The organism is Nocardia sp. CDC519 (genome assembly GCF_059509835.1).
The window spans coordinates 1,013,355-1,033,381 of sequence record NZ_CM183377.1 but is presented as its reverse complement, the minus strand read 5'-3'; the positions used below and the strand labels follow the sequence as shown (position 1 = coordinate 1,033,381).

Below are 20,027 nucleotides of genomic sequence, written 5' to 3'. Positions count from 1 at the left end.
CCTACACCGGAACCGGGACCGCGAGCAGTAGCGACCGCACGACGCCTTCGGCGCTCACCCCGTCCAGCTCGGCCTCCGGGCGCAGCTGCATCCGATGCCGCAGCACCGCCACCGCAACGGTTTTCACGTCGTCCGGGGTAACGAAGCCGCGTCCGTTCAACCAGGCGAACGCCCTGGCCGCCGCCATCAGCGCGGTCGCGCCGCGGGTGGAGGCGCCGTGCTGCACGGCCGGGGCCGCCCGGGTGGCTCGGCAGATGTCGACGATGTAGGCCAGCACCTCGGGGCTGATCGTGACGGTGCCGATCGCGGCCCGCCCCGCGGCGATATGCGCCGGACCGGCTACCGGGCGCAGACCGGCCGCGGCCAGATCGCGCGGATCGAAACCGCCGGCATGCCGTTGCAGGATGCGGAATTCGTCGTCGCGTTCGGGCAGCTGGATGTCGACCTTGAACAGGAAGCGGTCCAGCTGCGCCTCGGGCAGCGGATAGGTGCCTTCCTGTTCGATCGGATTCTGGGTGGCGACCACCACGAACGGATCCGGCAGCGGGCGCGGGGTCCCGTCGACAGAGACCTGGCGTTCCTCCATCGACTCCAGCAGCGCGGACTGAGTCTTCGGCGGCGTGCGGTTGATCTCGTCGGCCAGCAGCAGGTTGGTGAACACCGGGCCGGAGCGGAAGGTGAATTCGGTGGTGTGCGGGTCGTAGATCTGCGAGCCGGTGACGTCACCCGGCATCAGATCCGGGGTGAACTGCACCCGGGAATGCTCCAGATCCAATGCGGTGGCCAGTGCACGCACCAGCAGCGTCTTCGCCACGCCCGGAACGCCTTCGAGCAGCACGTGGCCGCGGCACAGCAGCGCGAGCACCAGATACATGATGGCGTTGTCGTTGCCGACCACCGCCTTACCGATCTCGGTGCGCAGCGCCGCGAACGCGGCCGCCGCCTCCTCGGCGCTCGGCGCCTTGCTGGTGTCAATGCTGGTCACGAGACCTCCGCTTCGATCCATTCGAGTTGCGCGGCAACCATTTCCAAGGTGTGTTCATCGGGTACCGGCCCGTAGAGCGCGGTGTACACCCAGTTCGGGTCCGCACCGGTGCGTGCGGTGAGTGCGGCTGCCACCTGATCCGGCGCGGTATCGGCGGTGATCCCGAGCGGCGAACGCACCCGGCGCAGGGTGGCCGCACGCAGTTTCGCCGCGACGTATTCGTGGTCCTTCGACAGCCGGTACAGCGCTGCCTGCCCGGCGAGCAGCTCATTGGCGGTGACTTCGACCGGGCGCGGTTCCCCGACCAGCGCGCCGCGCCGTCGCGCCCGCCACCACACCAGCAGAGCCCCCGCGATGAGGAACTGCAGGCCGCCGAAGGCGACGGGCGCGGGCAGGCGTTCGAAGATGGAATCCGATCCGGAGCCGAAGTCGGGGTCGACGTCCTCGGGGTAGTCGGGTTCTGGCAGGTCCGGCGGAATGTCCGGCGGCTGCGGTGGCGGGGGAGCGTCGGGCGCGCCGCACGATTGCAGTGCCGCCCACAGCAGCAGAATCAGCACCGCGATGCCGGCGAGGGTGGCCCAGAACTTCGGGTCGCGCAGCAGATCCGGCAGCGGCGGCAGGCTCCGGCGGGTACGTGAGGTGCGTTCGGCGGCGTCGACTTCGCGGGGTTCGGCCGCCGGTGCCGGCGCGGCCGCGGAGAATTGATCGACGAATTCGAGCCTGCGGTACTCGTCCTCGGTCGCATGCCTGCCGCCGTAGACGACCTCGTCGAAACTGTGTGCGGCGGGCCGGAATTCGTCGGCATGCTGCACCGGGGCCGCCGCGGTTGTGACCTCGTCCGCGGTCTCGGCGGCGGTACGGGATCGGCGGACGTCGAGCAGGCCGCGCTGTTCGAGCCCGCGCAGGGTGGCGCGGAAGCGTTCCCGCAGGGCGGAGTCGTAATCGCGGCGCTCGAGCGCGGAGTCGGCGGCGGCGCGGTGCTCGGCGGCCGAGCCGAGCCGAGGTGGTTGCGGCGCCGAGCCGTTGTCGGGGGTGTTCAGCTCGGCCATCGCACCCCCTGGGCGACCGGCGCGGGAGCGGGCAGCCGGATGTCCATGCCTTCGCGCCGGCAGCGGCGGTCCACGTAGACCACCACCCTGGTGGCGGATTCGACGATCTCACCGAACGCGACGATCAGCAGCACCGCCGAGGTGGTCAGGACGATGACCGCCCAACGATGGGTGCCGGAGAAATCGGAGAGGAACCACGGGATACCGAGCAGCGGCAAGGCCGTCAGCAACAGCAGCGCGCGCAGACACAGCCACAGCCATACCGTCGGCCACTGGGCTCCCGCGATGAGCAATTTCGAGCGCGCCACCGCGGTCCGATGGTTCGCACCTTCGGCGAAGATCACCGGCACCGCAACGAAACGATTGGCACGCAGCCAGCCCAGCCACAGCAGGGCGAATGGCAGCCCGATGATGAGCACGGTGCCCAGCCCGAGCACCGCGACGCCGACCAGCGTGAACAGCGATCCGAACACCAGTTGCGGGCCCAGCCGCGCCCCGGAACGCCGCAGCGCGGTGCGCCAGTCGATGGGCGCGCCCGCGATCACACCGGTGCCGATCGCGGTGGTGAGCCCGCGCAGCGCGATGCGGACCAGCCAGAGGCAGACCAGGGTGCTGACCACCACCGCCCACGCGACCGCGGCATCGTCGTCATCGGACAGCCGCGCGACGCCGGCCGTCACACCGGCGATGACGAGTTCGGCCGCGATGAGCAGCGTCGCACCGAACCCGGCCAGCGGCCGGATGGCCGACTGGATGAGCGCGAACGGCGTATCGAGCAGTTCGCGGAAGGTCATCGGACGGATCGGCACCGTCGTTCCGAGAGTCCCCGGTACCGGATCGTTCCCCGCCCCGACGGCACCGGCCGTTTCGGCTGGTGGCACGCGGCCGAGTGTAACCGGTCGGCGAGCGCCGAGCCCGCCGATGACGCGGTGCAGCGCGGGCGATGCCGTCGGGGCCGGGTGCGCCGGGCGCCTTCAGCGCAGCAGATGGTCGACCACGCGCCGATAGCGCTCCGGGTCGATCGAGGGCAGGCCGAGCAGGGCGCGCAGGTAGACCCCGTCGCCGACCAGGCGGATCAGGTCCGCGCGCACCGGATCGTCGATCTCGTCGTCCAGGCCGTCGGACCAGGAGGTCATCATCTCGGCCAAGGCCTGCTGGACGGCGTCGGCCTCCGGGCCCGCATTGGCGTCGACGGTGCGCATGGTGGCCAGCATCGATCGGTACAGCTCGAGCTCGAGTGCTTCGTCGGCGGAGTCGGGGTTCGGGATCTGGAGATACCACTGCGCCACCGAACCGCCCGCGGCCACCGAATCTTCCAGTTGGGTGCGGGCCCGTTCGGTGAGCCGCCGGACCAGTCCCGCGAGCAGGGCGTCCTTGCTCTTGAAGTGGTAGAGCAGCCCGCCCTTCGAGACGCCGGCGGTGGCGGCGACGTTCTCCAGGGTCACCTGGGACATGCCCTTGTCCAGCACCAGTGTTTCCAGGGCGTCCAGGATGCGGTCGCGGGTGGTGGTTGTCACGGAATCACTATACCGGCTGGACGGTAATGTTCGGTACTATACCGTCTGGACGGTAAGAATCACGAACGACGGAAGTCGAGAAGGATCATGGACATCACCACCGGGATCGGCCCCGACCTGCGCGACACCCCACCCCGCGCCACCACCCGGGACTGGATCGGCCTGGCCGTGCTGGCCCTTGCCCTGCTGCTGCTCGCGGTCGACGCGACCGTCCTCGATATCGCGGTGCCCGCCATCAGCGCCGATCTGGCGCCGAGCACCACCCAGCTGCTGTGGATCATCGACGTCTACTCGTTCGTGCTCGCCGGCCTACTGGTGGTGATGGGCAACCTCGGCGACCGGATCGGCCGGCGCAAGCTGCTGCTGATCGGCGCGGCGGGCTTCGGGCTCGCCTCGCTGCTCGCGGCCTGGTCGGTCAGCCCGGAGATGCTGATCGCCGCTCGCGTACTGCAGGGCATCACCGGCGCGACCCTGATGCCTGCCACCCTCGGCCTGATCCGCGCGATGTTCCTCGACCCGCGTCAGCGCACCTTCGCCATCGCGGTCTGGGGTGCCATGGCCGGTGGTGGCGCCGCGGCGGGTCCGCTGCTGGGCGGCTGGCTGCTCGAGCACTACTGGTGGGGTTCGGTGTTCCTGGCGAACCTGCCGGTGATGCTGGTGTTGGTCGCGCTCGGACCGCTGCTCATCCCGGAATCGAAGGACCCGAACCCGGGCCGCTTCGACATCCCCAGCGCGGTGCTGTCGATGCTGGCGCTGGTGCCGTTCGTGTACGCGGTCAAGGAATTCGCGGCGCACGGTGTGCGCGCGGTGCCGATGGTCGCCGGTGTGGTCGGCGTTGTCGCGGGCGTGCTGTTCGTGCGCAGGCAGCGCACCATCGAACAGCCCATGCTCGACCTGCGACTGTTCGCGGTGCCGCAGTTCCGCACGGCGGTGCTGACCAACCTGCTCGCGGTCTTCGCGCTGGCCGGCGTGCTGTTCTTCGGCTCGCAGTACCTGCAACTGGTGCTCGGCCGCTCGCCGATGCAGGCGGGATTGCTGCTCCTGCCGGGGCTCGCGGCAAGCGTCGTCGGCTCGCTGCTGGCCGCCGTACTCGTGCAGCGCTGGCGGCCGACCGCGGTGCTCGGTGGATCACTGGCCGTGGCGGCGGTCGGTGCGGCGCTGTTCTGCTGGCTGACCGCCGACGCCGCGACCGGGATCGTGCCGTTCGTGCTCGGCTTCGGCCTGATCGGCACCGGCGTCGGCATCGCGCTGACGGTGTCGTCGGATCTGGTGGTCAGCTCGGCTCCGGTCGAGCGGGCCGGTGCGGCGGCGGCGATTTCCGAGACCGCCTACGAAACCGGTATCGCGCTCGGTGTGGCGCTGCTCGGCAGCGCGGTGATGGCGGTGTTCCGCAATGGGCTCGACCTGGCGGCGCTGCCGTCGGAGGCGTCCGGCGCGGCCGCCGAATCGCTGGGCGGTGCGGCGGAACTGGCGCGGCAGCTACCGGAGGCGGCCGGCTCGGCGCTGCTGACGTCGGCACACGAATCGTTCGTCACCGGCATTCACCTGGCCTCGGTCGGCATCGCGGGCATCCTGCTGGTGGCGGCGGTACTTGCGTTCCGCTCGCGGGCCGCGCGGAGCTGACGGGGGAGTCGTCGCGCTGAACCGCTCATCGGGTGACGTGGTGAGCGTCCTGTCCGACCGGTCGCGCTCACTTCGTCCGGGGCCGGGCGAGTTCGGTGCGCTGAGTACGGCCGCGCAACGTCACCGACTCGCCCAGCTTCCACTGCGCTGCCTCCTCGGCATCGGCGGAGGCGACGGTGGATGCCGAACTCAGCAGCAGCCCCGGATCCTGTTTGGCCAGCTCGCACAGGCGCGCGGCCTCGTTCACCGCATCACCGATGACGGTGAACTCATAGCGCTGATGCGCGCCCACATTGCCTGCGACCACCCGCCCCGCGGCCACCCCGATGGCGGCGGAGAAGTCGGAGGAGTGCGCGTCGAGCCGGACGCGGATGGCGCGAGCACACGCCAGGGCCGAGCCCGCCGCATCGGGCAGCGGTGCCGGGGCGCCGAAAATCGCCAGCGCCGCATCACCTTCGAATTTGTTGACCAGCCCGCCGTGGCGTTCCACCTCGTCGACCACGATGGCGAAGAACTCGTTGAGGATGGCGACGATCTCGGCGGCGGGGCGGGTCGCGGTCAGGGTGGTGGAACCGATGATGTCGATGAACAGCGCCGCCGCCTCGCATTCCTGGCCACCCAATTGCGGATTGCTGCCGATGGCGGCGACCGCGACCTCGTGGCCGACGTGCCTGCCGAACAGGTCGCGGATCTGTTCACGTTCCCGCAGCCCGTGCACCATCCGGTTGAATCCGCTTTGCAGCTCGCCCAATTCGGTGCCGTCGTAGACGGTGACCGCCACATTCAGGTCGCCGCCCTCCACCTGCCGCAGCGCCCGGCGCACCCCGCGGATCGGCGCCACCGTCGCGGCCGAGGCCTGCATCATCAACAGCATCCCGAATATCAAAGTGGCGCCGCCGAGGGTCAGTACGCAGACCGCCATGCGTTCGGTGCTGACGTCGAAACCGGTCAGCGACAACAGCGCCACCACCATCGACAGCGCCACCGGGACGGCCGAACCGAGCAACCACATCAGCATGGTCCGCCCGAAGACGCCGATGCTGTGGATGACCTGCCCCGGAGCGGCGTCGAGCACCCGCGCCGTCACCGAACGCAACGCGAACTCCGCGATCAGATAGCTGTTGGCGCACACCACGATCGCGCTGAACCCGATGCCGAGCACGATCTTCGGGATCAATGCCGGATCGGCGAGCCCGTAGAGCAGGCTCAGCACCACGGCACCGCCGAACCACAGCCATGCCTGCTGGCGCACCAACCGCCGCGGCACCCGCACGGCCGCGCGCTGTTCGGCCTCGGTGGGCACATGTTCGGGATCGGTCGCCCAGCGCAATGTCCGCAGCCCCGATACCGTTCCCCACAGCAGGCCGACGACCACCGCCAGCACCGCATACAGCGGCGCGGCGATCGCATTGAGCGGCAGCAGCCGCAGGGTGAAGATGGTCGGCCCCGGCAGCACGAACCCGATCAGCACGATCGCCACCGCGATCCCGATCAGGTTGGCCCCGATCAAGGGAATCGTCAGTAGCAGCTGAATCCGCACCCGCCGGATCCCGGACTTCTCATCTGCGGGCCCGAGCAGTCGCGAACCCCACGGTTTGGAACCGAAGGCTTCGGGCGTGAGCTGGCTATCGGGCATGGTTGGCAGCGTATGCGCTGGTGCGCGCCCGCCAGGCCGGTCGGCGCCGTCGGCGGTGAGACCGGACAAGTGCGCCCCCGTCCCGTTGTGAACCGCCCCGGATCCGCCCGATGAACGGCGCCGCCGCTGCCGGGCTCTCATAGTTCGCCCCCGAGGCCACCGTCGGTTCGGGCGTGTGCTCGCGGCCACGGCTCGGGTCCGGGGCGGACGGTGCTCAGCGACCGGGCGGCAGTTCACGCGGGCCCGACGGTCCGGGCAGCTCCGGGCTCTGCCGGCCGGGCAGTTCATCGTGGGTGGCGGACGGCAGCCCGTACCCGGAGGCCGAGGCCTGCGGCAGTGCCGAGTAGCGCGGATCGGTGGAGTAGCGGGGGTCGGTGGTCGGGTAGTAGTGCGGCACCTGGGGGTCGACGGCCGCGGCGGCGATGCGCTGAGCGTGCCAGTACTCCGGCGTGCCCGGCGTCAGCTGGTACCCGGGCGGCACCTGGTAGCCCACCTGCGGGGCGGCTTGGGCGGCCGAGTCTTCGGAGTCGACGGTGACCTTGCGGGTGCGGCGCAGCGTGAAGGTGATCTCCTCGACCTCTTCGAACGCCTGGCGCGCGGTACGCAGCGGATGGGTCGCTGTATCGATGGCGTTGGCGACGAAGGAGGGGACCAGCGGGCGGATCCAGCGGGCGGCGGTGTCGGTGAACGGCACCTGACCGATCAGCGGCAACTCCAGTCCGCCACCTGCACCGGAGCGTTCGGACCGGTCGGGCGCTGCCGTCGGCACCGCGGGGGCGAGGGGGCCCGGTGCCGGGGTGATCGCGTTCGCGCCGACCGGGGCGGGCAGATTCGTCGGGGTGGCGATCCCGTCGTGCGACACGGTGGGGTCCTTTCGGTCGGCGGCCGGAGTTCCGGCCGGTAGTTCGGCGGTCGCGCCCGCGCCGACGGCCCGGCGCGGGGGTTCGGTGATGCCGATCTCCAGGCCGCCGATGGCGGCGATGACGCGGGTGCGCTGGCGTTCCCGGTCGATGGCGGTATCGGCCTCGACGGCCAGCCGGGCGGCGGTGAGCTGTTGATCGGCGCGCAACCGCTCGGCCTCGGTGCGCACTTCGGCTCGCTTCACCGCGATGGCGGCATCGGCGGTCCGCTCGGCCCGGTCCCGGATGGTGTCGGCGGCCAGCCGCCGGTCCTGCGCGGTTTCCCCGCGCCAGCGTCGCAGGATCAGCGGCAGCAGCGCGAGCAGCACGAACGCGGTCGCCGTCAGCAGCCGCAGCAGCAGGGCGCCGGCGTGGGCGGTGGTGTGGTCGTGCATGGCGACCCAGCGCGCGCCAAGTCCACGGTCGGCGGCGGCGAGGGCGGCGGTCTCGGCGGCGTCGACGCGCACCTGCGCATCGGTGACGGCCTGGTCGAGTGGTGCGATCCGGTCCAGCGCGGCGGCGTGCTTGGCGCGGGCGTCGGCGAGCATGTCGTCGGCGGTCTGTGATTCCGGTCCGCGCCCGGGGACGCCGGTGATCCGGGTCTGCGGGCATTCCGGGGTGGGGTTGTATTCGCAGCGCGCGGTGATGAGGGCCTTGTCGATATCGGCCTGCGCCTGCGCGATCGTCTGGTTCAGGTTGGAACGGTCGGCGCGGGCCCGGTCGAGATCGGCGCGGGCGTCGCGCACGGACGGCACCGAGGCCGCCGCGGCCGCTGCGCGTTCGTCCAGCAGCCGGTCGACGGTGCCGCCGAACAGCAGGGTCGAGGCCAGTTCCGCCAGCAGCACCCCGGTCAGTGCGGCCACGACCACCCGCCCGATCGAACCGCGCCGGTCGCCGGTCTCGCCGTCGCGGCGCAGCACGGTTTCCGGGTCGACCGTGGCCAGCGCCTTGCCGATGGCGCCCGCCAGCAGCACGACGATCACCGCCGCCGCGATCACACCGAAGGCAGGCCATCCCGACGCCGCACCCGCCGCACCGGTGACCGCTCCCGCGACCACCGCGAACAGCACGACCACCGCGCCGGTGAGCGCGTATGCACTGTGTTCTCGGCTGTCGTCGATATCAGGCCGGGCGCCGGCCCTGTCCCCGCCGAGCCAGGTGAGCATGCCGATGACGGTCATGGGATTCCCACATCCTCTATGTCCGAGTCCTTGTCGCGCTCGGCCCCGATGTTCGCGCGCAGCTCGCTTCTCGACTGCCACGGCGATCGCCCGCGCGTGGCGAAAGTGTCACGGATTCGTTGTCACAGCGTGACAGGCGATCTGCCGATCCACCGAGCGCGGAGCGGGCGATGTGGTCAGCCTCACAGCAGGCGTCGATGTCGCCGACGGCGGAGATCGGCGGGGCGGACCGCCGCGCGCGCGGATCCGATGCCGCAGGTAGCGCCCTATGTGCCGAAGACCGCGCTGCCGCAACGAGATCCGGACCGGCGTCACACGCGGCCGAGACCACGATCAGATGTGTCGAAGACCACTCGGGCGCCGTTTGCTGCAAGTGTGCTGAAGCGCACATCGGGTAAAACAGGCCGGACGGTCGGATCATGTTCTGTGCTCGTCACAACGCTGTCGGAAATATCTCATCGGCCCGCGCAATGGTTAGCCGCACCACGAATGGTTTGTCCGGCTCCGGCGCGGGGAAATCTGCTTCGATGCAGGTGAAAGCGGGTGTTCGAGCGCAATGGCGCGCTCGGTCACCCTCCGGAAAGCCCCCTGACAACCCCCTCCGACCTGCACGGAACGGGATCGATCAGTGCCCGGATGCTGCTTTACACTGGACGACGCGCACACGTGGAGGACCTGAATGAAGAAGCCCAGCTAGACCTGGTTATTAGCGAAACCTAAGTTGGTTGGGCTCGGGACCTGACTTATCGTTTGCTCTTACGCCGAACACAGAATGTTCGGTGCCCGAACGCCCGTACAGGCACCCTGACCCGGTGCCGAGCGTAGCGGGCACAACCCCGCGCGGCGGTAAGGAACACGTAAGCGTTCCGTTACCACCGAGCACCCCTACTGCATAACAGGAGCGGGTGGACAACTAGAGACGTGACTGCACCCAGCGGCGAGCGCCGCGAATCGGATACAGGGAACCATCAGCGCGGCTGGCTTCCCGAAGGTACCGGCGCAGTCTTGACGGAGGCGTTCGACAGGCCGTCTTCGACGGCCGCCCGAATCGAGGGCCGACTTTCTTGAAGGCAGAGGCATGACGCAACTTCCTGGCCACAGGTCACCTGGACCCATCGGTCTCTACGACCCGGCGAACGAGCACGACGCGTGTGGCGTCGCCTTCGTCGTGGACATGCACGGCCGCCGCAGCCGTGACATCGTCGACAAGGCCATCACCGCCTTGTTGAACCTGGAGCACCGTGGTGCCGCGGGCGCCGAGCCCAACAGTGGTGACGGCGCAGGCATCCTGATCCAGGTGCCGGACCGGTTCTTCCGTGCCGTGGTCGACTTCGAGCTGCCGCCGGAGGGCTCCTACGCCACCGGTATCGCCTTCCTGCCGCAGGCCCGTCGCGAAGCCGCCGTCGCCGCGTACGGCGTGGACAAGATCGTCAAGGAAGAGGGCCTCGCCGTCCTCGGCTGGCGTGAGGTGCCGATCGACGAGTCCTCGCTCGGCGCACTCTCGCGCGATGCCATGCCGACCTTCCGGCAGATCTTCATCGGTTCCCCCGCCGACGGCGAGCAGCTGTCCGGGATGGACCTGGAGCGTCGTGCCTACGTCATCCGCAAGCGGGTCGAGCGCGAGCTCGGCAAGTCCGGCGCCGGTGAGGGCGCGGTCGGCCGCGAGTCGGTGTACTTCCCGAGCCTGTCCGGGCAGACCTTCGTCTACAAGGGCATGTTCACCACCCCGCAGCTGCGGGCGTTCTACCTCGACCTGCAGGACGACCGGGTGGAGTCGGCGCTCGGCATCGTGCACTCGCGCTTCTCCACCAACACCTTCCCGTCCTGGCCGCTGGCCCACCCGTTCCGCCGGGTCGCGCACAACGGTGAGATCAACACCGTCAGCGGTAACGAGAACTGGATGCGCGCGCGTGAGGCGCTGCTGCGCTCCGATGTCTTCGGCACCGACTCCGCGGGCAAGAACCGGCTGGAGAAGATCTTCCCGGTCTGCACCCCCGGCGCCAGCGACACCGCCCGCTTCGACGAGGTGCTCGAGCTGCTGCACCTGGGCGGTCGCAGCCTGCCGCACGCGGTGCTGATGATGATTCCCGAGGCCTGGGAACGCAACGAGACCATGGACGCGAAGCGACGCGCGTTCTACGAGTACCACTCGATGCTGATGGAGCCGTGGGACGGCCCGGCGTCGGTGTGCTTCTCCGACGGCACCGTCATCGGTGCGGTGCTCGACCGCAACGGCCTGCGCCCCAGCCGCATCTGGGTCACCGACGACGGCCTCGTCGTCATGGCCTCCGAGGTCGGCGTGCTCGACATCGATCCGGCCAAGGTGATCAAGAAGGTCCGCCTGCAGCCCGGCCGCATGTTCCTGGTCGACACCGCGCAGGGCCGCATCGTCGGCGACGACGAGCTCAAGGATCAGCTCGCCTCCGAGCACCCGTACCAGGAATGGCTGGACGCGGGCGTGAGCCGGCTGGCCGATCTGCCCGACCGCCCGCATGTGCACATGTCGCACGACCGGGTGCTGATCCGGCAGCAGATCTTCGGCTACACCACCGAGGAACTGAACCTGCTGATCGCGCCGATGGCCAAGACCGGCGGTGAGGCGCTCGGTTCGATGGGCACCGACACCCCGATCGCGGTGCTGTCGAGCCGGTCGCGGCTGCTGTTCGACTACTTCTCCCAGCTGTTCGCGCAGGTCACCAACCCGCCGCTGGACGCGATCCGGGAAGAGGTGGTCACCAGCCTCAAGCGCAATATCGGTCCGGAGGCCGACCTGCTGCATCCGAGCCCGGAATCCTGTAAGCAGATCGCCATCGAGCAGCCGATCCTGGACAACGACGAGCTGGCCAAGCTCGTGCACATCAACGACGACGGCTCGCACCCCGATCTGCGTTCGGTGGTCGTGCGCGGCCTGTACCCGGTCGCCGAGGGCGGCGAGGGTCTGCGCAGGGCGCTGGCCGCCATCAACACCCAGGTCTCGGCCGCCATCGACGGCGGCGCCCGCATCATCGTGCTGTCCGACCGTGAGTCCAACGAGAAGCTGGCGCCGATCCCGTCGCTGCTGCTCACCTCGTCGGTGCATCACCATCTGGTCCGCGAGCGCACCCGCACCATGGTCGGGCTGGTCGTCGAGGCCGGTGACGCCCGCGAGGTGCACCACATGGCGATGCTCGTCGGCTTCGGCGCGGCGGCCATCAACCCGTACATGGCCTTCGAGTCCATCGAGGACATGATGGAGCGCGGCGCGCTGGAGCTGCCGGGCAGCACCGGCGATCACGCCGCCGATTTCCGCAAGGCCGTGGCCAACTACAACAAGGCCGCGAGCAAGGGTGTGCTGAAGGTGATGTCCAAGATGGGCATCTCCACCCTGGCCTCCTACAACGGCGCCCAGCTGTTCCAGGTGATCGGCCTGGATCAGGGCCTGGTCGACGAGTACTTCACCGGTCTGCGCTCGCACCTGGGCGGTATCGGCCTCGACGACATCGCCGACGAGGTCGCGGCCAGGCACCGGATCGCGTTCCTGGAGAACCGCACCGAGCGCGCGCACCGCGAGCTCGAGGTCGGCGGTGAATACCAGTGGCGGCGCGAGGGTGAGTACCACCTGTTCAACCCGGACACCGTGTTCAAGCTGCAGCACTCCACCCGCACCGGGCAGTACTCGATCTTCAAGGAGTACACCAAGCTGGTCGACGACCAGTCCGAGCGGCTGGCCTCGCTGCGCGGCCTGTTCAAGTTCAAGTCCGGCGAGCGCGCGCCGATCTCGATCGACGAGGTCGAGCCCGCCAGCGAGATCGTCAAGCGGTTCTCCACCGGTGCGATGAGCTACGGCTCCATCTCCGCCGAATCGCACGAGACCCTCGCCATCGCGATGAACCGGCTCGGTGGCCGCTCCAACTCCGGTGAGGGCGGCGAGCATCCGGCTCGGTTCGAGGTCGAGGAGAACGGCGACTGGCGCCGCAGCGCGATCAAGCAGGTGGCCTCGGGTCGTTTCGGTGTCACCGCGCACTACCTGACCAACTGCACCGACATCCAGATCAAGATGGCCCAGGGCGCCAAGCCCGGTGAGGGCGGTCAGCTGCCCGCGCACAAGGTGTACCCGTGGGTCGCCGAGGTGCGGCACTCCACGCCCGGTGTCGGCCTGATCTCGCCGCCGCCGCACCACGACATCTACTCGATCGAGGATCTGGCCCAGCTGATCCACGACCTGAAGAACGCGAATCCGCAGGCGCGGATTCACGTGAAACTGGTCGCCGAGCCCGGCGTCGGCACCGTCGCCGCCGGTGTGTCCAAGGCGCACGCCGATGTGGTGCTGATCTCCGGCCACGACGGTGGCACCGGCGCCTCGCCGCTCACCTCGCTCAAGCACGCGGGCGGTCCCTGGGAGCTCGGCCTGGCCGAGACCCAGCAGACGCTGCTGCTCAACGGTCTGCGCGACCGCATCGTGGTGCAGGTCGACGGCCAGATGAAGACCGGCCGCGACGTGATGATCGCCGCGCTGCTCGGCGCCGAGGAGTACGGCTTCGCCACCGCGCCGCTGGTGGTCTCCGGCTGCATCATGATGCGGGTGTGCCATCTGGACACCTGCCCCGTCGGTGTGGCCACGCAGAACCCGATCCTGCGCCAGCGCTTCACCGGCAAGCCGGAATTCGTCGAGAACTTCTTCATGTTCATCGCCGAAGAGGTGCGCGAACTGCTGGCCTCGCTGGGCTTCCGCACGCTGGACGAGGCCATCGGCCGGGTCGACCTGCTCGACACCAGCAAGGCCAAGCAGCACTGGAAGGCGGCCAAGCTGGACCTGTCGCCGATCCTCGACGACGTCGAGACGGCGTTCATGTACCAGGACCGCCGCTGCACCAAGACCCAGGACCACGGGCTGGACAAGGCGCTGGACAACGAGCTCATCGCCCAGTCGGCCGATGCGCTCGAGCGCGGCAAGCCGGTCAAGTTCGAAACCAAGATCACCAACGTGAACCGGACGGTCGGCACCATGCTCGGCCACGAGGTGACCAAGCTCTACGGTGGCGCCGGCCTGCCCGACGACACCATCGACATCACCTTCACCGGTTCGGCGGGCAACAGCTTCGGCGCGTTCGTCCCGGCCGGTATCACCCTGCGGGTGCAGGGCGATGCCAACGACTACGTCGGCAAGGGCCTGTCCGGCGGCCACATCGTGGTCCGCCCGGCGCCCACCGCGCCGCCGGAGTTCGTGGCCGAAGAGAACATCATCGCCGGCAACGTGATCCTGTTCGGCGCGACCAGCGGCCTGGCGTTCATCAACGGCATCGTGGGTGAGCGGTTCGCGGTGCGTAACTCGGGCGCCACCGCGGTGGTCGAGGGCGTCGGCGATCACGGTTGTGAGTACATGACCGGCGGCAAGGTCGTCATCCTCGGTGAGACCGGCCGCAACTTCGGCGCCGGTATGTCGGGCGGTGTGGCGTTCGTCTACAACCCGAACGGCACCTTCGAAGCGAAGGTGAACCCGGACCAGGCCGATGCCATCGAGCCGCTGTCCGGCGACGACTTCACCTGGCTGCGCGACATCATCACGCAGCACCGCGACCAGACCGGATCGGCTGTGGCCGAACGCATTCTGAGTGACTGGTCGCAGCAGGTGAACCACTTTGTGAAGGTTATGCCACGCGAATACAAGAAGGTGCTGCTCGCTATCTCCGAGGCTGAGAAGAGCGGCAAGGACGTGGACGAGGCAATTATGGAGGCTGCTCGTGGGTGACGCGCAGGGATTTTTGAAGCACACCTCGCGTGAGCTGCCCAAGCGGCGTCCGGTGCCGCTGCGACTGATGGACTGGAAAGAGGTCTACGAGGAGAACTTCTCCCACGAGACCCTCCAGCGTCAGGCCAGCCGGTGCATGGACTGCGGTATTCCGTTCTGTCACAACGGTTGTCCGCTGGGCAACCTGATTCCGGAATGGAACGACCTGGTCTACAAGGACCGCTGGCGCGACGGTATCGACCGGCTGCACGCGACCAACAACTTCCCGGAGTTCACCGGGCGGCTGTGCCCGGCGCCGTGTGAGGCGTCGTGCGTGCTCGGGATCAACCAGGACCCGGTGACCATCAAGCAGGTCGAGGTCGAGATCATCGAGAACGCCTTCGACGAGGGCTGGGTCGCCCCGGTGTACCCGACCCGGCTCACCGGTAAGAAGGTCGCCGTCGTCGGTTCCGGCCCGGCCGGTCTGGCCGCCGCCCAGCAGCTGACCCGCGCCGGTCACACCGTGACCGTGTTCGAGCGGGCCGACCGCATCGGTGGTCTGCTGCGCTACGGCATCCCGGAATTCAAGATGGAGAAGCGCTTCATCGACCGCCGCCTGGCGCAGATGGAGGCCGAAGGCACCATCTTCAAGACCGGTGTGAACGTCGGTGTCGACATCACCGCCGACGAACTGCGCGAGCAGTTCGACGCGATCGTGCTGGCCGGCGGTGCCACCCAGGCCCGCGACCTGCCGATTCCCGGTCGTGAACTGGACGGCATCCATCAGGCGATGGAGTTCCTGCCCTGGGCCAACCGGGTGCAGCACGGCGATCCGGTCACCGACGCCGAAGGCCTGCCGCCGATCCACGCCCGCGGCAAGAAGGTCGTCATCATCGGCGGTGGCGACACCGGCGCCGACTGCCTCGGTACCTCGCACCGTCAGGGCGCCGAGAGCGTGCACCAGTTCGAGATCATGCCGCGTCCGCCGGAGGAGCGCGCCAGCTCCACCCCGTGGCCGACCTACCCGCTCATGTACCGGGTGTCCTCGGCCCACGAGGAGGGTGGCGAGCGGGTGTTCTCGGTGAACACCGAACGCTTCGTCGGCAAGAACGGCAAGGTCACCGGCCTCGAGGCGCACGAGGTGAAGATGGTCAACGGCCGCTTCGAGAAGGTCGAAGGCACCGACTTCACCCTCGAAGCCGATCTGGTGCTGCTGGCCATGGGCTTCGTCGGCCCCGAGAAGCCGGGCCTGCTCACCGACCTCGGCGTCGGCTACGACCAGCGCGGCAACGTCCAGCGTGACAAGAACTGGGCCACCAACATCCCCGGCGTCTACGTCGCCGGCGATATGGGTCGCGGCCAGTCGCTGATCGTGTGGGCCATCGCCGAAGGCCGCGCCGCGGCGTCCGCGGTGGACACGTTCCTGGAGGGTGAGACCGCCCTCCCGGCGCCCATCACCCCGACGATGGTCGCCCAGCGCTGAGCCGATAACAGCCGAAAAGGCGTTGTGCGGGATGTTCCTGCACAACGCCTTTTTGCGTTCTGGGGTTTCGCCCGGTGATCGAAGAATCCCGCGCGGTGCCCGATCGTTTCGGTTCCCGAAACACAAAGGGTGCGCAGGCAATATGCCTGCGCACCCTTACGGTGTCGATTCAGCTCAGGGCTGGCCGGTCGCGAACGCGATCAGCGCGTCCAGGAACGGCTGGCCGCCCATCACGTAACCACCGATGACGGCGCCTGCCGGGATGGTGATGATCCACAGGAACGGCACGAAGCAGCCGATCAGTGCACCGATGGCGATGCCGGGCAGGTTCTTGTTGACCTGCTCCATCAGCCGGTCGTAGGAGCTGATGTCCTTCAGGTTCGAGACGTCCTTCAGCTCGGCGCTGTCCTCGGGCGTCATGGTGGCGGCCAGCGTGACGGTGCGGCCGTCGGCGCTGATCTCCTCTTCCACCGCGATCGGCAGGCCCGCGACCTCCGAGCGCAGCGGCACCTGGTCGACGGTCGCGCCGTCCTCGGACTTCAACAGCACGGCCGAGCCGTCCGCGGCGACCTCGAACCGGCCCTTGTCGACGGCCCAGGTGATGGTCTTGTCAGAAGGGGAAACGGTGGTGTTGTAGTTGATACCCTGCACAACACCGGAAGTCGCGTCCCCCGAGGTCACCACGGCCGACTCGTTCGCCACAGCGGGCTGACCATTGGCAGTGGCCGCGGTGATCCCCACCGCGGTGACGGCCATGAAAACGGCAGCAGTGATCTTTCCGAACTTCATTCTGTGAATTCCCTCCGCTTTGCCCGTCCCCCATGAACGGACACACGGTGACCCTATCGCGCGCAATTCCTTGCGCTGCAAGAGGGTTGAACAGCGGCGGAATATCGCATTTGCTGATTCTCTTCCGCCGCAGGCATATTCGGCTGCCGGAATTCGAAACTCGAGGCTGTCGGCTCTTTCCGGGGATCGCTATGTGTGTGCTGAAGCTCCCGGGGGTGATGGCTCCTCCGCCGGGGTCGAGAGAGCGGACCGTGCCGGCCGGGTGGGGAATGAGTGGTTTCGGCGTGGGCGGCCCTCGACCGACATGCCCGGTGCGCGCCGCCTGCCGCCATACGGCACAGTAGGGGTGTGCAGCTGATTCTCGTTCGCCATGCCCAGCCCGTCCGGATCGAGCAGGTCGAGGGGGCGGCGGATCCGGGGCTGGCCGGGGTGGGGGTGGAGCAGGCCGAGCGGGTGCCCGCGGCGCTGGCGCATCATCGGATCGCGCGGGTGGTGAGCAGTCCGCAGCGCCGGGCGCTGGAGACCGCGCGGCCGACGGCGGCGAAGCTGGGACTCGAGGTCGAGGTGCTCGACGGGCTGGCCGAATACGACCGGGACCTGCCCGCGTACATCCCGATCGAGGACGCCAAGGTGGAGTTCCGGGCCGAATACGATCGGATCAAGGCCGGTCATCTGCCGACGGTGATCGACGAGCCCGCGTTCAAGTCGCGGGTGCTGGATACGATCACCGATATCGCGGTGCGCGCCGACCACACCGATACCGTGGTCGCGTTCGCGCACGGTGGGGTGGTCAATATCCTGCTCCAGGACATTCTCGGCCTGGCCCGCCCGCTGACGTTCCCGATCGACTACTGCTCGATCACCCGGATCCTGTTCTCTCGCACCGGACGGCGCACCGCCGCCACCATCAACGAGAACGGGCACGTCTGGGAGCTGCTGCCGCGCAACATCAAGGCCTGACCCACACGGCCATTCCCAGCAGACTGCCAGCTCGGTCCCACCGCTGTCCCAGCGTCGGCGGCTTTCCTGGAGTTCGTGCACCGCGGACGCGGTTCATGTTCCGGGAGAAAGGGATTGACGTTGCACTCCACGAAACTGTCTTCTGTTCGACGGATCGGCCTTCGGGTCGCGGTGGCGGGTGCGCTCGCCGCGGTACCGGTGGCGGCGGTCGCTGCCACCGCATCGGCCGAGGCGCCGAGCGCAGCCACCACCCAGGTCGCCGAGGCGGCTGCCCCGGTCGCGGCGAGCGCCGATGAGGTGAGTCGACCGGGGCTGCACCTCGGGGAGCACCGCGATGGTGAGCGTCGCCTGTACCTGGACGATCACCGCCCCGGCGGCCCGGGCCCCGACGGTTCCGGACCGCGCATCCTGCATCGGGTGCTGCCCGGCGCTACCGGTTCCTTCGGTAGCAGCTAGCGGCTGCGCACACGACTGCGGCCACCGACCCGGCAGTGCCGAGTGGGTGGCCGCAGGGCGGGGCCGCTGATCACGCCATGCGCGCGAACCAGTTGTGCATCCAGGAGATGGCGGTCTGCCCGCCGCCCACCTGGTAGGTGCCGTAGCTGGTGTGGGCGTGCGACTGGTAGAAGTCCTCCAGCTCCTTGATCCGCTGCTGGTTGGCGGATTCGGTGAGCTGGGCCTGCAGGGTCGGGATGCCGCCGTTCGCCATCAGATCGTTGATGATCGCACCGGCTTCCAGCTGGTAGCGCCACATGTTCGCGGGATTGGCGTCCGAGCTCTGCGCCAGGAATCCGGCGAACCGGGTGACGAAATCGTCCGAGGCTGTCGCGCAGTAGAGGTCGTCGACGGCGCAGATGGTGCGCACCCGGTCGTGGATCCAGCCGAAGCCGCCGACCCGCGGCCCACCGCCACCGGCACCACCCGCGTGCGGACCGACCTGGATATCGTTCGGCGAGCGCCGCGGATCCGAGATCAGGCCGACGCCGGCGATCCGGCTCGGCGGGACGACTCCGACGCCGGTGCCGATCTCCGCGGCGAGATCGCCTGCGGCGTCGGCACCCTGGCTGTAGCCGACCAGGCCGATCTTGGTGGCACCGCACCGCTGTGCCATCGCGCCGACGAGCCCGCGCGCCTTATCGGTGGCCTCACGCTTGGACTGGCCGTAGACATCGCCCTCCCACGGGAAAGCGGTGGCGGCGTAGGTGACGTAGTCGACCTTCGTCTCCGGGCCGAGCCCGTTGGTCACGCCGGACAGCATGCCGGGCTGTGGCTTCTTGTCATGGCCGGTTTCCCAGGTGCCGGGAATCGCCACCACGTACAGACTCGGGCATCCGGGTGCGGCCGTTGCCACGGCGTTACCTCCGACAACCAACCCGGATGCGATCGCCACGCACGCGCCGAGTGCCGCGGCAACCTTCTTGAACTGCATACTGCTCCAGTCAACCCATCGCCCCTGATCAGGGCGTTCCCGTACACGCTGTCGCTACGATGCTGAACTCGCCGGATGGCGCACCGGTGCACACGAAGTGAACACCATTCCACCCGTCGAGTGCGCACACCCGGATAACATCCGAGGCCCCGACGCACACACCGCGAATAACAATAGGGCTACACCGGAACGCCCGCCAACCGAACGCGATCGGTTGTCCGGTTTCCTCTACTGGAGCTATCTCGCACCGATCCGTGGAGCTACGGCCCGGTGCGAGTGACGCGTCCGGCTAGTGATTCTGCGGCGGGTACTACCCACCCTGCGGCGGGTACTGGCCGCCGTGGGGCGGATTGTTCGGGTCCTGCGGGTACTGGCCCTGCCGCGGGTACTGACCCTGCGGCGGGTACGGGTTGTTCGGGTCCAGCGGGAACTGGCCCTGCGGTGGGATCTGGCCCTGCGGCGGCTGGGCGTTCTTCTTGCGCTTCATGAGCAGCACGACCGCCACGACGATGGCGAGAATGGCGACGACGCAGATGATCCCGATGATCCACCCACCCTTGCCCTTCTTGCCTTTGCCGCCCCTTTTCGCCAGCTCCTGCTCCATGGCCGCGGTCCACACGTCCGGGCTCGCCCAGGTCGAGTGATCGAGCGTGGCGGCGTTGGTCAGCAAGTCGAGGTGATACAACGAAGATCCCCAATCCGATGTGTGTCGGCGGCCTCCTCCTGGCGCCGGATCCTCCACACTATTGCCCGCGGGCTCGGCGCGCGA

At 68.8% G+C, this 20,027-nt stretch carries 14 protein-coding genes; 5 read left to right on the top strand and 9 right to left on the bottom strand.

All coding sequences use genetic code 11. The features are described 5' to 3' along the window. Window position 1: 1 nt before the first annotated feature. The 4 genes from AC5W7N_RS04550 to AC5W7N_RS04535 all read right to left on the bottom strand — a co-directional run bounded on the left by AC5W7N_RS04550 (window position 2) and on the right by AC5W7N_RS04535 (window position 3,551). Window positions 2-1,006: an AAA family ATPase gene (locus tag AC5W7N_RS04550; protein WP_163816612.1), complete on the bottom strand. Its 1,005-nt coding sequence runs from the start codon at window positions 1,004-1,006 to the stop codon at window positions 2-4. Then, on the bottom strand, window positions 982-2,034 hold the full coding sequence (locus tag AC5W7N_RS04545) for a DUF4129 domain-containing protein (protein WP_194992598.1): 1,053 nt from the start codon (window positions 2,032-2,034) through the stop codon (window positions 982-984). Before AC5W7N_RS04545 ends, AC5W7N_RS04550 begins: the two co-directional genes overlap by 25 nt. Beyond that, window positions 2,022-2,915 carry a hypothetical protein gene (locus AC5W7N_RS04540; protein ID WP_490724303.1) on the bottom strand — a complete coding sequence of 298 codons (894 nt, stop codon included), beginning with the start codon at window positions 2,913-2,915 and terminating at the stop codon, window positions 2,022-2,024. Before AC5W7N_RS04540 ends, AC5W7N_RS04545 begins: the two co-directional genes overlap by 13 nt. 93 nt (window positions 2,916-3,008) lie before the next feature. Further along, window positions 3,009-3,551 carry a TetR/AcrR family transcriptional regulator gene (locus AC5W7N_RS04535; protein ID WP_163816616.1) on the bottom strand — a complete coding sequence of 181 codons (543 nt, stop codon included), beginning with the start codon at window positions 3,549-3,551 and terminating at the stop codon, window positions 3,009-3,011. 87 nt (window positions 3,552-3,638) lie between these two features. Between AC5W7N_RS04535 and AC5W7N_RS04530 the strand changes: the two genes are divergently transcribed. Continuing rightward, window positions 3,639-5,174 (top strand): MFS transporter, encoded by a 1,536-nt coding sequence (locus tag AC5W7N_RS04530; RefSeq protein WP_490724302.1) that lies wholly within the window; start codon window positions 3,639-3,641, stop codon window positions 5,172-5,174. 67 nt (window positions 5,175-5,241) lie between these two features. On the opposite strand, the gene AC5W7N_RS04525 is transcribed toward AC5W7N_RS04530, so the two are convergent. After that, a complete protein-coding gene (locus tag AC5W7N_RS04525; protein WP_163816620.1) occupies window positions 5,242-6,810 on the bottom strand; it encodes an adenylate/guanylate cyclase domain-containing protein in 1,569 nt (522 codons plus the stop codon). 214 nt (window positions 6,811-7,024) lie between these two features. Beyond that, window positions 7,025-8,890 carry a DUF4407 domain-containing protein gene (locus AC5W7N_RS04520; RefSeq protein WP_495923328.1) on the bottom strand — a complete coding sequence of 622 codons (1,866 nt, stop codon included), beginning with the start codon at window positions 8,888-8,890 and terminating at the stop codon, window positions 7,025-7,027. Between the two features lie 1,078 nt (window positions 8,891-9,968). Here AC5W7N_RS04520 and gltB point away from each other — a divergent pair. Both gltB and AC5W7N_RS04510 read left to right on the top strand, forming a co-directional pair. Then, the gene (gltB, locus tag AC5W7N_RS04515) at window positions 9,969-14,618 is read left to right on the top strand and encodes a glutamate synthase large subunit (RefSeq protein ID WP_163816624.1); all 4,650 of its coding nucleotides are present in this window, start codon (window positions 9,969-9,971) and stop codon (window positions 14,616-14,618) included. Next, window positions 14,611-16,080, top strand: a complete 1,470-nt coding sequence (locus AC5W7N_RS04510; RefSeq protein WP_163816626.1) for a glutamate synthase subunit beta — start codon at window positions 14,611-14,613, stop codon at window positions 16,078-16,080. The genes gltB and AC5W7N_RS04510 overlap by 8 nt, the downstream gene beginning before the upstream one ends. A 174-nt stretch (window positions 16,081-16,254) precedes the next feature. Here AC5W7N_RS04510 and AC5W7N_RS04505 read toward each other — a convergent pair whose 3' ends face one another. Further along, window positions 16,255-16,869: a DUF8020 domain-containing protein gene (locus AC5W7N_RS04505; RefSeq protein WP_178128302.1), complete on the bottom strand. Its 615-nt coding sequence runs from the start codon at window positions 16,867-16,869 to the stop codon at window positions 16,255-16,257. A gap of 348 nt (window positions 16,870-17,217) precedes the next feature. Between AC5W7N_RS04505 and AC5W7N_RS04500 the strand changes: the two genes are divergently transcribed. Next, window positions 17,218-17,829 (top strand): histidine phosphatase family protein, encoded by a 612-nt coding sequence (locus AC5W7N_RS04500; RefSeq protein WP_194989600.1) that lies wholly within the window; start codon window positions 17,218-17,220, stop codon window positions 17,827-17,829. A 114-nt stretch (window positions 17,830-17,943) separates the two neighbouring features. Continuing rightward, on the top strand, window positions 17,944-18,285 hold the full coding sequence (locus AC5W7N_RS04495) for a hypothetical protein (protein ID WP_163816719.1): 342 nt from the start codon (window positions 17,944-17,946) through the stop codon (window positions 18,283-18,285). 70 nt (window positions 18,286-18,355) lie between these two features. On the opposite strand, the gene AC5W7N_RS04490 is transcribed toward AC5W7N_RS04495, so the two are convergent. Both AC5W7N_RS04490 and AC5W7N_RS04485 read right to left on the bottom strand, forming a co-directional pair. Continuing rightward, a complete protein-coding gene (locus tag AC5W7N_RS04490) occupies window positions 18,356-19,258 on the bottom strand; it encodes a cutinase family protein (protein ID WP_163816717.1) in 903 nt (300 codons plus the stop codon). A gap of 310 nt (window positions 19,259-19,568) precedes the next feature. Then, complete coding sequence (locus AC5W7N_RS04485) at window positions 19,569-19,943, bottom strand: hypothetical protein (RefSeq protein ID WP_194989603.1); 375 nt, start codon at window positions 19,941-19,943, stop codon at window positions 19,569-19,571. Window positions 19,944-20,027 lie beyond the last annotated feature (84 nt).

Bases quoted from the DNA above. Each gene is read 5' to 3' on its own strand.
- AC5W7N_RS04550 (WP_163816612.1), bottom strand. From the start codon at position 1,006: ATGGATCGAAGCGGAGGTCTCGTGACCAGCATTGACACCAGCAAGGCG.
- AC5W7N_RS04545 (WP_194992598.1), bottom strand. From the start codon at position 2,034: ATGGCCGAGCTGAACACCCCCGACAACGGCTCGGCGCCGCAACCACCT.
- AC5W7N_RS04530 (WP_490724302.1), top strand. From the start codon at position 3,639: ATGGACATCACCACCGGGATCGGCCCCGACCTGCGCGACACCCCACCC.
- AC5W7N_RS04525 (WP_163816620.1), bottom strand. From the start codon at position 6,810: ATGCCCGATAGCCAGCTCACGCCCGAAGCCTTCGGTTCCAAACCGTGG.
- AC5W7N_RS04520 (WP_495923328.1), bottom strand. From the start codon at position 8,890: ATGACCGTCATCGGCATGCTCACCTGGCTCGGCGGGGACAGGGCCGGC.
- gltB (WP_163816624.1), top strand. From the start codon at position 9,969: ATGACGCAACTTCCTGGCCACAGGTCACCTGGACCCATCGGTCTCTAC.
- AC5W7N_RS04505 (WP_178128302.1), bottom strand. From the start codon at position 16,869: ATGAAGTTCGGAAAGATCACTGCTGCCGTTTTCATGGCCGTCACCGCG.
- AC5W7N_RS04490 (WP_163816717.1), bottom strand. From the start codon at position 19,258: ATGCAGTTCAAGAAGGTTGCCGCGGCACTCGGCGCGTGCGTGGCGATC.